Origin of the sequence: Vibrio sp. SBT000027, from assembly GCF_963894355.1 — a bacterium.
Lineage (GTDB): Bacteria > Pseudomonadota > Gammaproteobacteria > Enterobacterales > Vibrionaceae > Vibrio > Vibrio splendidus.
In genome coordinates this window covers 1,074,425-1,088,616 of the sequence record NZ_CAWQGD010000004.1, presented here as the reverse complement: position 1 = coordinate 1,088,616, position 14,192 = coordinate 1,074,425, and the positions used below count along the sequence as shown (strand labels likewise).

General features: G+C 44.4%; 13 protein-coding genes. 2 read left to right on the top strand and 11 right to left on the bottom strand.

Annotation, left to right across the window (positions count from 1 at the left end; genetic code table 11):
- Positions 1–68: 68 nt before the first annotated feature.
- The 7 genes from AACU28_RS14775 to AACU28_RS14745 all read right to left on the bottom strand — a co-directional run bounded on the left by AACU28_RS14775 (position 69) and on the right by AACU28_RS14745 (position 8,957).
- The gene (locus tag AACU28_RS14775) at positions 69–1,640 is read right to left on the bottom strand and encodes a BCCT family transporter (protein WP_004733395.1); all 1,572 of its coding nucleotides are present in this window, start codon (positions 1,638–1,640) and stop codon (positions 69–71) included.
- A gap of 271 nt (positions 1,641–1,911) precedes the next feature.
- Positions 1,912–3,510, bottom strand: coding sequence for a BCCT family transporter (locus AACU28_RS14770; RefSeq protein ID WP_004733394.1), 1,599 nt, complete (start codon positions 3,508–3,510; stop codon positions 1,912–1,914).
- 169 nt (positions 3,511–3,679) lie between these two features.
- A complete protein-coding gene (locus tag AACU28_RS14765; protein WP_004733393.1) occupies positions 3,680–4,318 on the bottom strand; it encodes a response regulator transcription factor in 639 nt (212 codons plus the stop codon).
- Positions 4,311–5,666 (bottom strand): cache domain-containing protein, encoded by a 1,356-nt coding sequence (locus AACU28_RS14760; protein WP_017078693.1) that lies wholly within the window; start codon positions 5,664–5,666, stop codon positions 4,311–4,313. The genes AACU28_RS14765 and AACU28_RS14760 overlap by 8 nt, the downstream gene beginning before the upstream one ends.
- 104 nt (positions 5,667–5,770) lie before the next feature.
- A complete protein-coding gene (locus AACU28_RS14755; RefSeq protein ID WP_017083881.1) occupies positions 5,771–7,054 on the bottom strand; it encodes a TRAP transporter large permease in 1,284 nt (427 codons plus the stop codon).
- Between the two features lie 9 nt (positions 7,055–7,063).
- Positions 7,064–7,651: a TRAP transporter small permease subunit gene (locus tag AACU28_RS14750; RefSeq protein ID WP_121603125.1), complete on the bottom strand. Its 588-nt coding sequence runs from the start codon at positions 7,649–7,651 to the stop codon at positions 7,064–7,066.
- Positions 7,652–7,862: 211 nt separating this feature from the next.
- Positions 7,863–8,957 carry a TRAP transporter substrate-binding protein gene (locus tag AACU28_RS14745; RefSeq protein ID WP_017070257.1) on the bottom strand — a complete coding sequence of 365 codons (1,095 nt, stop codon included), beginning with the start codon at positions 8,955–8,957 and terminating at the stop codon, positions 7,863–7,865.
- Positions 8,958–9,392: 435 nt separating this feature from the next.
- On the opposite strand from AACU28_RS14745, the gene AACU28_RS14740 reads away from it, so the two are divergent.
- Positions 9,393–9,563 (top strand): hypothetical protein, encoded by a 171-nt coding sequence (locus AACU28_RS14740; RefSeq protein WP_183091195.1) that lies wholly within the window; start codon positions 9,393–9,395, stop codon positions 9,561–9,563.
- A gap of 24 nt (positions 9,564–9,587) precedes the next feature.
- Here AACU28_RS14740 and AACU28_RS14735 read toward each other — a convergent pair whose 3' ends face one another.
- Positions 9,588–9,980, bottom strand: a complete 393-nt coding sequence (locus AACU28_RS14735; RefSeq protein ID WP_004733388.1) for a hypothetical protein — start codon at positions 9,978–9,980, stop codon at positions 9,588–9,590.
- A gap of 220 nt (positions 9,981–10,200) precedes the next feature.
- Between AACU28_RS14735 and AACU28_RS14730 the strand changes: the two genes are divergently transcribed.
- Positions 10,201–11,016, top strand: coding sequence for a DUF2982 domain-containing protein (locus AACU28_RS14730; protein WP_121603124.1), 816 nt, complete (start codon positions 10,201–10,203; stop codon positions 11,014–11,016).
- 103 nt (positions 11,017–11,119) lie between these two features.
- On the opposite strand, the gene AACU28_RS14725 is transcribed toward AACU28_RS14730, so the two are convergent.
- From AACU28_RS14725 to AACU28_RS14715, 3 genes are all read right to left on the bottom strand, one after another.
- Positions 11,120–11,773, bottom strand: coding sequence for an MBL fold metallo-hydrolase (locus tag AACU28_RS14725; RefSeq protein WP_004733386.1), 654 nt, complete (start codon positions 11,771–11,773; stop codon positions 11,120–11,122).
- Positions 11,774–11,873: 100 nt separating this feature from the next.
- Positions 11,874–12,422 (bottom strand): YcbK family protein, encoded by a 549-nt coding sequence (locus AACU28_RS14720; protein ID WP_004733385.1) that lies wholly within the window; start codon positions 12,420–12,422, stop codon positions 11,874–11,876.
- A gap of 199 nt (positions 12,423–12,621) precedes the next feature.
- On the bottom strand, positions 12,622–14,160 hold the full coding sequence (locus AACU28_RS14715) for a L,D-transpeptidase family protein (RefSeq protein WP_121603123.1): 1,539 nt from the start codon (positions 14,158–14,160) through the stop codon (positions 12,622–12,624).
- Between the last annotated feature and the right edge of the window lie 32 nt (positions 14,161–14,192).

Sequence of the window (14,192 nt, the reverse complement as noted above, 5' to 3'; positions counted from 1 at the left end):
CTCTTCTGCCTTCATATTATTTACCGTTCTACTGCGTATAAATTGCAGTAGATTTCAGCTTAAAAAGCCTAGCGTTTTTCTGTACGCATACCCATTAGCAAGCTCACACACATCAGTAATAGAATGATGGTGAATGGCAATGCCGTAGAGATTGCGCCCGCTTGTAGAGCTTGTACTGCTTCAGTACCGCCAACCCACAATAGAGCGACAGCAATCGCACCTTCTAGGAACGCCCAGAACACACGTTGAGGTACAGGCGTATCAACTTTACCACCAGCAGTGATGCTGTCGATAACTAGAGAGCCTGAGTCAGACGACGTAATGAAGAATACTAGAACTAAGATAACCGCAATGATTGATAGCAGCGTACCGAACGGTAGAGCATCAAACATTTGGAACATCGCTAGTGATACATCAGTCAAACCATCTTGGCCAAGGATACCAACGTTATTCACGATTTGGTCAATCGCCATGCCACCAAATACTGACATCCAAATGATAGTAACAGTCGTTGGAACAATCAGAACCGCTGTGATGAACTCACGAACCGTACGACCTTTTGAAACACGCGCGATGAACATGCCTACGAATGGTGACCATGAAATCCACCAAGCCCAGTAGAATACAGTCCAGCCGTGCATCCACGCTTCATCTTCACGACCATGAGGATTACTCAAAGGAATGATGTTTTCAACGTATGCCATAAAGGTTGTTGGGATAGAACCTAAACTCACCGCATAGCCGATTAGAGCCACTAAGATAAGCAGTAGGAAAGCAACCAACATGTTGATGTTACTGATAACTTTAACGCCGCCATCAATACCGCGAAGCACTGACACGACCGCTAATAACGTTACTACGGTTATAACAACAACTTGTAACCCTAAGCCAGCCTCGATTCCGAAGACATGTTGAATACCACTTGCTGCTTGTTGTGCACCTAAGCCCAGCGACGTCGCCAAACCAAACAGCGTTGCAAGAACCGCCAGAATATCAACAATGTGACCAGCCCAACCCCACGCTCTATCACCCAAGATTGGGTAGAAAATAGAACGAATAGAAAGAGGCAATCCCTTGTTGTAAGAGAAAAACGCAAGTGACAGTGCTACTACGCCATAAATCGCCCAAGGGTGTAGACCCCAGTGATACATGGTTGCACCTAGCGCTAACTTAGCAGCTTCTGGTGTATTTGGTTCAACACCTAACGGAGTTTCAAACCAACCCGTGAAGTAAGCCGCTGGCTCAGCAACACTCCAGAACATCAAGCCGATACCCATACCTGCGGCAAACAGCATCGATAGCCAAGAGAAGAATGAGTAATCTGCCGTCGCATCAACACCACCAAGGCGGATTTTACCATACGGAGAAACAATTAAGCCTAAGCAGAAAACAACAAAAACATTACCCGACCAGATGAAAAGCCAATCAAACGAATTGATGATCTGGCCTTTAACGCCATCTAGTGCTGCCTTTGCTGAAGCGGTATCTGTAATCAGAATACCGATCAGGAACAAAGCAATAAGTCCTGCACTGATACCAAATACTGGGTTATGAACATCAAAACCCCATTTTTGGACGTTATCTTGACCGACAGTGTAATCCGTACTGTCGATACTGTATTTATCTATACCTTTAGTCATTATCCCTCTCTACGGAATACTAATAGGGTCTATTGACCTCGTATTCCTTACTTACCTGTGACTTAATCACAAACTCGAACATACAATCCAAGTAGTACAAGCTGTTGTCACAATAATTCAAATACTTGGATGTCTGAAGTTTAGCAGGTTAACTTATTGTTTTCAGTAAACCAGAATCGGTTCGATTAATTTTCAAACAAAATTCACGAAATCACTTAAGTATATGACGAAAAAAAGGCCGACCCTGTCGACCTTTATTCAGAAAATACTTTTAGCTCAAAGCATTTTGCTGGTTAACTAATTGATTTTCAGTTCGTAAACCTAACAATAAGCTTAGGCACATAAGCAATAATATGAACGCAAATGGTAGCGCCATTGATACCGTTCCAGCTTGCAGTGCTTGAATGGATTCCGTACCGCCAACCCACAATAGAACGGCTGCAATCGCACCGCCCATCAACGCCCAAAATACACGTTGAGGAACAGGGGCATCCACTTTACCGCCAGAAGTAATGCTGTCGATAACTAATGAGCCTGAATCTGACGAGGTGATGAAGAACACCATAATCAAACCAATCGATACTACAGAAAGCATAGAACTCATTGGCAGCGCATCATAAGTGTGGAATAGAGAAAGCGTAATATCTTGCAAACCATTCACGCCTATCTCACCCACCTTGTTCGCCACTTGATCAATCGCGATACCACCGAAAATAGCCATCCAGATGATGATTACTGTCGTTGGGATGAACAATACAGCGACGATGAATTCACGAATAGTACGACCTTTAGAGATACGAGCGATGAACATACCAACGAATGGTGACCAAGACATCCACCAAGCCCAGTAGAATACCGTCCAGCCTTGCATCCAAGTTTCATCATCACGACCATGAGGATTACTTAGAGGAATAAAGTTTTCAATGTAGCCCATTAGTGCGGTTGGGATTGCTTTAATACCCGCCATACCACCAGCGATCGTCACAAAGATAAGTAAACCCAAAGCAACCAACATATTGATGTTACTCAGAACCTTTACACCACCGTTAATGCCGCGAATGACTGACATTGTTGCTAAGAAAGTAACCACTGCGATAACAACTAGCTGCATGCCAATACCACCATCGGTACCAAACACATGGTTAATACCACTGGTCGCTTGTTGTGCGCCTAGGCCCAATGATGTTGCAAGGCCAAATAGTGTTGCCAATACCGCAACGATATCAACAATATGACCAAACCAACCCCAAGTTCTATCACCTAATAGTGGGTAAAAGATTGAGCGAATTGAAAGCGGTAAGCCTTTATTGAATGTGAAGAAAGCGAGGGCTAGAGCAACAACAGCGTAAATCGACCAACCGTGAAGACCCCAGTTGTAGATGGTTGCACCTAATGCCAACTTAGCCGCTTCAGGAGAATAAGCTTCAACACCGAGCGGTGTTTCATACCAACCAGTAAAGTAAGCGACGGGTTCAGCTACACCCCAGAACATCAGGCCAATACCCATTCCTGCGGCGAATAACATCGACATCCAAGACAGGTTAGAGTGCTCTGCTTTGGCATCATTGCCACCAATACGTATCTTGCCATACGGGGAGACAATGAGGGCAAAACAGAAGATAACGAAGATGTTAGCTGCCCACATGAAGAAACCATCGAAGTTACCGATGACTTTCCATTTGATTCCATCCAGTGCCGCTTTTGCGGTTTCTGGGTCTGCGACTAGAAGTGCAACCAAGAAGACAATGATCGCTCCTGCACTGATTCCAAATACTGGGTTATGAACATCAAAACCCCATTTCTGAACGTTATCTTGTCCTACTGTATAATCGGTATTTTCAATACTATACCTATCTTTTACAGGCTCCATGCTTCCTCTCTAATTGGTAGCGCACAGTTTGCAACATTGCATTCTGCACCTAAATTTCGAAAAGAAGAATATCAACCTGTCGCAAAAATACTAAAAAAACCTCCAAAAAGCAGGGCTGAATTACACATTTAGTAATTAAATTACACATTTAGTGTCATTTAGCGTACGATTACTCCACAAGCCCCGAATTGACAGCGTACTTAGCAAGCTCTGCCGTAGAGTGAATATCCAGTTTATGCTTGATGTTTTGTCTGTGGGTTTCAACCGTTCGGTAACTGATATTCAAACCCTTCGCGATCTCTTTACTGCTCTCCCCTTTTGCGACTAATTTCAATACCGCTTCTTCACGCCTGCTCAATGGATTTTTCACAGATTGCGTGGGAGTAATCGGCTGAGTAAACAAATTCTGCGTCACTTTTTCACAAAAATAGGTCGAGCCTTGATTGACCGTTTTGATCGCTTGCACCATTTTTTCAGCCGAAATCTCTTTCAACATATAGCCGACTGCGCCCGATTGCATCACCTTCATGATGTATTCACGATTGTTATGCATGGTCAGCATCAACACTTTCGCTTCTGGGTCTTCTTCTTTAATCAGATGGGTCGCATCAATGCCGTTCATGATAGGCATGCTGATGTCCATCAACACCACATCAGGGCGCAGAGACTTAACGACCTCAACCGCTTCTAATCCATTACTGGCCGTACCTATCACGCTAATATCTGGCTCAAGTTCCAATCTCGCCATAAAGCCATCCAGTACCACTTGGTGATCGTCAGCGATCACAACTCGAATAACTTCACTCATTCATTAATCCCTCTAGTGTCAGTAACACTGTAATTTCCGTTCCAAGGCCAATCTCACTCATCAGCTCAAAATCACCACCAATGAATTCCACTCGCTCTCTCATGTTACGCAGACCGATCCCTCGTTTTTCCATCGCTTTATAGGTGTTGAAACCGACACCGTTGTCTTGGATTAGAAGCTGTAACACGTTGCCAATTTGCTGCGCGATAACCGTTACTTTGGTCGCTTGTGCGTGTTTCTCTATATTATTTAGGGACTCTTGCACCACTCGATATAAGGTCGTCGCAGCCTCTGATTTCAATTTCCCGGGCTGAGTACTAAACAAGGTTTCAACCTCAATACCCGAGTGCGCCTGAAAATCTAATAACAACGAAGACAGCGCCGCTTCTAAGCCGATATCATCCAAAGAACTTGGGCGAAGTTGATGCGAGATGTGCCTCACCTCTTCGATCGCTCGCATCAATGAATGCTGCGACTTATTCAAATGCGCTTTGAGGTCTTCATTTTGTAACTTATTACCAAGTAGTTCTAAGTGGCAACGACTTGATACTAATAATTGATTAATACCGTCATGTAGCTCTCGCGCTAAATGCTTCTTCTCGTCTTCTTGGAACATCACCGTTTTATGGGCGAGCTCTTTTAAATTGTTATCCGCGATTCGATGTTCATGCATGTTAATGGCCAACGTCAGCACGATAATAACCGCCACCGTCACGCTAAGAATCACCACAATCGAGAAGAACGTGGTTTCAATATTCTTGTTGATCGCAGCCTGCATCGAAGCCACTTCTTGGTGCACGTCTTCAATATACAAACCCGTGCCAATCATCCAATCCCAACGCTCTAACCAAGCGGCGTAACTCAGCTTAGAGACCACTTCCCCTGTTGAGGGCTTTTGCCACAAATACTGGTGGAATCCTCCTCCGGTTTGCGCCTCTCTTAGCAGAGCTTCTATCAGAAAGTCGCCATCTTCATCTTGCAATTGAAGCAGATTTTTTCCAATCAATTCCGGCTGTATTGGATGAACCAAATTGGTTCCGTGGCGATCATATGCGAAGAAATAACCATCAGAGCCATATCTAAGTTTAGACAATATGGTTCGAACTTCTTTTTTGGCTTGGGCTTCTTTGATATCGGGGTCGTTGTAGATATGTTCGATCGCATCGAATGCGAGGTCGACCGTGTCTTTGAGGGCGTTTTCACGCGACTTGATTAAGCTGTCTCTGAAGATCTCAACCTCTTTCGCACCCAACGTCTTGGTTTGGTGTAACGAGATCCAACTTATGCTCGCCGTGACCAGAAGCAACGGGAGTAGCGTCAGCAAAATCAGCTTAGCTTTTAGAGGCATTCCTTTCCCTCACAAAAAACGGCTTACTGAACATCAATAAGCCGTTTTACTTTAGCAATTTATAGATAGCCGTTGAAACATATCATTCACATTCTTGGCTTCACTCACATTCCATAGAAAGAAGGGAAAGCGAGAAGTGATCCAAGTACGAGGATTTGAATCAGAATGAACGGCATCACGCCTCGGTAGATGTCTTTTGTGGTGACGCCTTTCGGTGCAACCCCTTTCAAATAGAACAAACTAAAACCAAATGGCGGCGTTAAGAAGGAGGTTTGTAGGTTCATCGCGATAAGGATAGCGAACCAAGTCATGTTGATGCCCATCAGTTCAGCAACAGGCGCAATGATCGGCACGATAATGAAACAGATTTCTACGAAGTCGATGAAGAAACCAAGAATCAAAATCACCAACATGGTAATGATCAAGAAGCCCCATTTTTCACCCGGCAACTGCAGCATCCACTCTTCAACCAGATAATCACCGCCAGTATAAGTAAACGCCATCGAGAATGCCGTCGCACCAAGCAAGATAGCAAAGACCATTGCCGTGACTTTCACTGTTTCTTTGGACGCTTCATACACCATCGACCAACTGAATTGACCGTACAGCAAAGCAAGTACTAAGGCACCCGCGCCACCTAATGCAGCTGACTCTGTCGGCGTGGCAACACCCGCGAAGATAGAACCCAATACGACAATGATCAGCGCGAGTGGCGGTACGATAGCTTTCAGTGCATTGATGACTTCTTGTTTACGACTAATTGAGTCATCACGTTCAATTGGTTGAGCCGCTTCTGGGTTAAGTTTTGCGTATATCAAGATATAAACGATATACGCGCCCACCAACATTACACCCGGCCAAATCGCCGCTTGGAACAAGTCCCCTACTGGCACACCGAGTACATCACCTAATAAGATCAGTACGATAGAAGGCGGAATGATTTGCCCTAACGTGCCAGACGCACAAATAGTGCCGCAGGCTAAGCCTTTGTCGTAGTTGTACTTGAGCATAACTGGCAACGAGATAAGACCCATAGCAACCACAGAAGCACCTACTACGCCCGTTGAAGCAGCAAGCAGTGAACCCACAAGTACCGTCGAGATCGCAATACCACCACGAACACCACCAAACAGTCGTCCCATTGACTCAAGCAACTGCTCAGCAAGCTTGGTCTTTTGTAGAACAAGCCCCATGAAAACGAACAATGGAACGGCCATCAGCACCGTATTTTCCATGATCGATTGAATTCGATATGGCATGAAGGCGAACATTTCGATGCCTTCAGCCCAAACACCAAAGATTAACGCGATACCACCAAAGGTGAACGCGACCGGGAAGCCAAGTAAAAGTGCAAACAAGGCTACGAAAAACATTACTATTCCAATCATGTTCAGCCTCTACTTATTCTTTGTGTGAGTATTGTTTGTGTGAGTATTATTTGCATGCGTGTTATTTGCATGGATAAGGTGCGGATTAAAAATCTTGTTCAACGAATGCAGAATCAAACCAACACCACTGACAGCCATCAAGAAAAACGACAGTGGGATCATCGCTTTAATGATCCAACGATGCGGCAAGCCACCGGGATCGCCCGACGTTTCACCCAGGTTATAACTCTCTTTGGCAACATCGATACCAAACCAAGCCACCAGCAAACAGAAAGGAAGCAGGAAGACAACGGTACCTATTAGGTCAATAATCGCTTGTGCCTTGAAGCTGAGTTGTTCGTAAAAAACATCCACTCGCACGTGGCCACCCGCTTTGATGGCGTAAGGAACACCCAGCAAGAATACGGCTGAGAAAAGGTGCCATTCCATCTCTTGGAAGGCGATAGACACATCGTTAAAGGCGTATCGCATCACAACGTCATACACAACGTTCGCAACAAGAAGGATAAACAACATACTGGAAAGCCATCCCAGTGCATCACCGATACGATTAAATAGGCGTTCAATATAAATTAGACTTCGCATTCCCGACTCCATGGAATTTGAAAAGACATCGTGTATTAGAGTTAGGGCAACTAAAACAAGTAGCGCTAACAAGATGCACGACGTAGAAAGGGTTCTTGGGATCTTGTTACAGGATTTATCCTGCTTAATTATTATGGTTAAAATGAACCCGCCGCTTAGTCACTCTTAGTTACCTAACAAGAACAGCTTTGGGTTCATTTAGCTTCAGTTCAACAACTGTCGATTATTTCGCTTGGCTATTTAGATAAGCTCTGTGTGAAATATCCGTCCATGAGCGCACTTGCTCTAGGTAGCTTGCTTGTGAAGCTTGGATCTCTTTTGCCAACTCATCTTTCTCAGCATGTGCAGCAAGTAGGCGATCGTTCGCTTCTTTCAGTGCCGACATGACTTCAGGCGGGAAATCTTTAACTTGTACATCTGGGTATTCTGTTTTCATTGAAACCCAGTTCTTGCCACTTTCGTGCGTTGCTTGTGTGTACATGTCGTAAGCCGCTGTACGCATTGCAACACGCAAGATTTCTTGTAGGTCTTCAGGAAGCTTGTTCCATGTACGCTTATTCACTAGGAATTGAAGCTCTGAACCCGGCTCATGCCAACCTGTGTAGTAGTAAGGCGCGATTTTGTGGAAACCCATACGCAAATCAAGTGATGGACCCACCCACTCTAGTGCATCGATTGTGCGACGCTCTAAAGACGTGTAAAGCTCACCAGGGGCAATGTTAGTCGGCTTAGCACCTAGCTCCGCAAGGATCTCACCAGCAAAGCCTGGGATTCGCATTTTCAGACCTTTTAGATCTTCAACGCTGTTGATCTCTTTTTGAAACCAACCACCCATCTGAATATCCGTGTTACCACCTGGGAACGACATTAGGTTGTGTGGAGAGTAAACCTGCTCCATCAACTCCATACCGCCACCGTGATAGAACCACGCATATTGTTCAGCTGGCGTCATACCGAAAGGCATAGAAGTGAAGTAAAGAGTGTTTGGAACTTTACCTTTCCAGTAGTAAGAGCCTGAGTGACCCATGTCGTATTGACCAGACTTAACCATGTCAAAAACGCCAAGCGGTGCTTTGTGTTTGTTCGCTGAATCGATTCTGATTTGCAGTCGACCATTCGACATCTTCTCAGCCATCGCAGCCATGTTTTTGGTTGCATCACCGAAAACAGGGAAGTTTGGTCCCCATGTTTCAGCAAGCTTCAAGCGATAAACCTTATCAGCAGCTGTGGCGCCAGTTGCGACCAAAGCTAAACAAGCCGCTGCAGTAACCGCAACGTTTTTGAAAACTCGTGTGAGGGAGTTAGAAATGAGACTCATGTTCACGTCCTTTTGTTGGATTAACACTCTTTCTGTGAGTATTTTTTATGGTTCAACATAAGAGTGCACCTTGATGAGGCAACTAGATATCAGGGAGAGCACGCACGACAGGCCCACACAAACTGCGTATTAGACCAAAGGATTACGTAGAACTACGTAGGAGATAATTGAGTTATGTCGATTTTAAAGGACTTACTCCATTCATCAAGGGAATACTTATTGATAAGTACCTAAGTATTAATAATTAAATGCCGTTAACAATTGATTGCCATTTCGTGATGAGGCTCTATTCACACCACAGATCAAATACGCACCTAAATGCATTCAATCCATGAGAATCAAGGTTTCACAGAATCAGACGCCCTACTTTGGTGCTTACTGATTCGTAACATGGGACACGCGACAGACAGATGAATAACGAAAGAGATCAGCCGATTGGAAATAAGGCTGCTGGGGCTAGGTTCGAATGCTAGGTTTGAATATGAGTATGGGTTTAGGGGTTTTGGTTTTGGTTTTGGTTTTGGTTTTGGTTTTGGTTTTGGTTTTGGGATTAACATGATCCGCCAGATACAAAAAAGCCTCGAAAATCGAGGCTTAAAAACTTAACGAAGCGAATGTAATCCCACAGGATTAGATAGCTTTGTAGATAACCTTGTTACCTGCAAGTTGCTCTTTCGCTACTAGGTTTTCTTCAAGAAGTTTTTTCAATGCGCCTGTTGCCCATGAAGCTGCTTTCGCGTCTTCTTGACCAGCTGCTAGGCCGATACCTTTAGGGTTAATGCCTTCAGCATTGCTAACAACGATGTCTAGAACTTGTTGTTGCTTAGGAGTCAGTGCTACTGCAACTTCTTTAGTTGCTGCTACTGCTTTCTCTACCGCTGGTTTTGCTGCTACAGTTTTTTCTGCTACAACTTTCTCTGCGACAGGCTTCGCTTTTTTCGGCGTTGCCACTGCTTTAACTACAGCCGCTTTAGTGCGTTTCTGCAGTTTAGCCTGCACCTTACGCTTATGAGCAAGTCTCATTGAATATTTCTCCAGTTCACTGCTCTTTTCGCAGTGGTGAAAATTTGAAGCGCGATTTATACCAAAAAACAGGAGCTATTTGTAGAGTGAAGCGCCGAAAGTCGACGAAAAATACCGATATTGTCTACTAGCGTCTATTATTTAATCATCGACTTATCAATTCAGGGTCATATACACTGGTTATCCATCCAGACAAAAATATGAAAACTTGGTGTTGCCTATGGACACTCGTCACCTTACAAATTTCTCTTTGCCTTCGTTCACACGTTCGTACCGTATTCTGGCCGTTGTTTTAGGCTTCGTTTGCTTGATCGTTGCTCTGTACAGTGACAATCCAAAGTTACTGATCGTGGGTGCATTTTGCATTATTGCCCTACTCGGAACTGGTTATTATTTAATGTTGCGCAGCAGAGTGATGTTCACTCTCACACCGACGCATTTTCAGCAGCATTTTTATAAAGGTGGGTGGGTTTTAAAGTGGAGTAATATTGAAAAGATTGGCCTATGTACTTACGAACAAGATGGGTGGCATCAACCTCTTCCTTGGGTTGGTATCAAGGTTAAAGATTACTCGCCCTACCTCGATTCAATTTGCCCTAAAATCACTTGCGAGTTATTGCTGAGCCAGCGAGCACTTTTGTATCTGGGCGCCAAGCAAGCGGGTAAAGAGTCAAACTTTGAAGATATGGTGCTCGACTCATCGCATTACCATGCGCGCTGCACTGAGAGCGGCTGTGTGGAACTGAACAGATATAAAGAGTCACAAAATACTGACGAGGTTATCTTCAACGATAGCCAAACACAGACTAGCCCAGATTCACCCCATGAATCGAAATCCCATAAATCGAATGCGAAAAACGCAGTGATTAAAGACTATTCCGGGTTACAGGCGATGCTTGCGAACAGGATGAAATATCAGAGGGGTTTCCACGGTTACGATATTTTCATATCAACTCAAGATTTGAATATGAGTGGAGAAGAGTTTATTGGACTTGCTCGACGCTACTTGGCGGCTGCCGAGCGTCTTTCTGATTAAAATTAAACAGGTTTAAAAATAAACTCGCACGCAATAAAAAAGCTTAGCTTTCATAGGAAAAGCTAAGCTTCATTTTAAATCGTTCTTCTATTAAATCAAAGGCCTAGTACAGAGGCATTTCATCTGCTACGAATGGGTTTGATGCGCGTTCGCGGCCAAATGTCGATTCAGGGCCATGACCCGGAACGAATGTTACGTCGCTGCCTAGTGGCCAAAGCTTAGTCTTGATTGAAGCAATCAGCGTGTTGAAATCGCCTTGTGGGAAATCCGTACGACCAATAGCACCGTTAAATAAAACATCACCAACAAACGCCATGCGCGCTTGCTCGCTGAACAGTACAACGTGACCAGGTGTGTGGCCCGGAGTATGGATCACATCAATCACTTGGTTACCAAAAGTAACTTTGTCGCCCTCTTCCAACCATGTGTTTGGTTCAAAAGCTTTGCACAGTGGGAAACCAAACATCTGGCTTTGATTCTCTAGACCTTGAAGCCAAAAGTTATCGGCTTTATGCGGGCCAACAATGTTCACGTTCAAGATCTCAGCAAGCGGTACAGTGCCACCCACATGGTCTAAGTGACCGTGCGTCAGGACCAAGTTCACCACTTTAACACCTAGCTCTTCGATGATCGCAGCCAGCTGTTGAACGTCTCCGCCCGGATCGACAACGATGCCTTCCATTGTCTCATCACACCACACAATTGAGCAGTTTTGAGAGAAAGAGGTAACAGGGACAACTTGATACTTGAGAGACATATACAAACCTTAGAGGGCAAACTGAAATTTGGGCAAACTATGACATTGGATGTCTACTTTGACAAGTCCCTACCGTTTCGCTCGTAATCTAAGCCTAGCGCTACCAGCTACGTACTGGGCCAGTATCGATATGGATAAAGTTGCTACGTGCATAATAACCTACACCACCCGCATTCAGGCTTTTGGCTACGTCTCTTAATTCTTTTAGGTTGACGCCATCAATACGGAAATCAATCGCTTTACCCAACATGTGGTAGCTCTTCTTAGCTACGCCACTCGACTTAGAGCGCAATGCTTCATTGGTCGCAGGAGAACGGTAACCAGAGATGATTTGAACTTCTTTTTGAATACCTAAGACATTTTGAATCTGAGTGATCTGATCAAACAGGTTCTTATCCATTGGGTGAATTTCATTACGGCGGAAATCGCGACATAGTTTGCTGAGGCGTGCCATCTCATCACCAACATAGTTAGTGCCATCGAAATAACAGGTCTCTAATCGTTCACCAGTGTGAAGATTGTTCATGCTAATCGTTCTTGGTTGATCAGGGTATGAAGCAAAAGCGATAGAAGGAGTAATTGAGGCGACAACAGCGGTACCACCAGCGTAAGTCAGAAACTGACGGCGTGAAAATAAACTTTGAGACATACAGCAAAAAAACCAATTAGATCGAACGAAAAATGCACGATACATAATGGTAATTGCTGCGTCAACGTACAAAAACCGCCCAAAAGGTTAGTATTTGTAACCTTTGCACGGTTAGTTATTGATCCACATTATAATTTTATCAATAGAAGCTTAGTTGTCATTTTTTGGTCAAGATCACCCTTATTGGCTTCATTGATAATTAACCACCCTCTTTATCATATTGATAGATGTCACCACGATACTGTATGCCCCCTTCTTCAAACAATACGGTTTGATAAATGATATGTACGGGGATTCGCTTCTTGAGTCGCACCTTAGTATTCGGAGCAAGATCATCATTTTGGTTCGGTACTTTCCTTACCTGGGTAGCAAACAACAACTCAGCCAATTCCTCTGCATGTTCAACACGTATGCAGCCGGAGCTATAAGCACGGAAGTCGTCATTAAACAGACCTTTGCTTGGCGTATCGTGCAGATAGATCGCTCGCTTGTTAGGTGTGTTGAACTTGTACAAACCTAATGCATTACGCGACCCGGCCTGCTGACGCATTCGATATGGGAAAGAATTGAAATTGATGGTCTGCCAATCGATCTCAGTGGTGTCGACCGTCTCCATAGTGCGCCAACCGTCAATCACTTGGAAGTTGTGTGTATCTAGATAGCTTTCGTCCGCTTTCACCTTAGGCAAGATGTCTTTGACCATGATTTTCCATGGCACATTCCAAGTCGGGTTTAGGATGACCGAATCGAGGTTTATCTCTAAAAGCGGCGTTTTTCGCGACTTTCTGCCCACCACGACTTTGGACTCAAAGACCTCTTCGCCATCTTCCCAATACTTCATATCAAAACTAGGGACATTGACGACGATGAGAGAGTCTCTGTCTCTTGGCCACAAACGAACACGTTCGGCATTCAGAGCCAATGAAGTCAATCGATCATCAAAGCTCATGTTGATCCATTTGATCGTATCTGGCCCGACGATCCCATCGTCTGTAAGGCCGTGCATGCGCTGAAAAGATTTAATTGCCGTTTGCAGATCTCGATCGAACTCGGGAAAATCGACCGCGATCATCGAGGTATCAACACCAACCAAGGCAATGCGCTCAACAAGAACCGTTTTGTCTGAAAGCTCGTCACCCAAGCGCTTCAAACCTTTCTGTCTATATCGTTCAATATTGAGTTCAGAGGCGGTTTCTAACACCGAATAGGTTGCTTTGAATTGGTCAAAATCCCCAACAGGCGGCGCGTAAGACAACACCATCTCCAATAAGTAATCATTGGCAACGCTGCTTTTTAATCTCATCAGAATATGCGGAGAAGGCGCAGGTAATTTGGAATGCAGCTTGCCCGAGAAGTACCACTCTTTACCGGCAAGCGGCGCATTTTCAACGTAGCTCAGGTAGTAGATAAAAGTATCGGTGAGTAATATGTCCAACTCTTGCCATTGAGCATGGGATTGATAGTGACGAATTTGCTTGAGTTGTCGATCGAAGAGTGGTGCCATTTGAGCTTGTTCGAGAAGCGACAATTGAAATTCAAACGCCTTAACCAGTTCAGGTGAATCCCAAAGAACAGGCAGAGATGAGTCTTGATAAATACTCTGGGTAAGCTCTGGATAAATCAGCATAAAAGAGAGCTCTGAATCAGCCGGAATAAATCGGCTCTCGTCAGAACTCGTATAGCTCCATGCGTGCACAGAAACTAGAACTAATAATCCACAGAAGTATTTTGCGAACATGCTTAACTCCATCACCAACCATCTCATAAGTA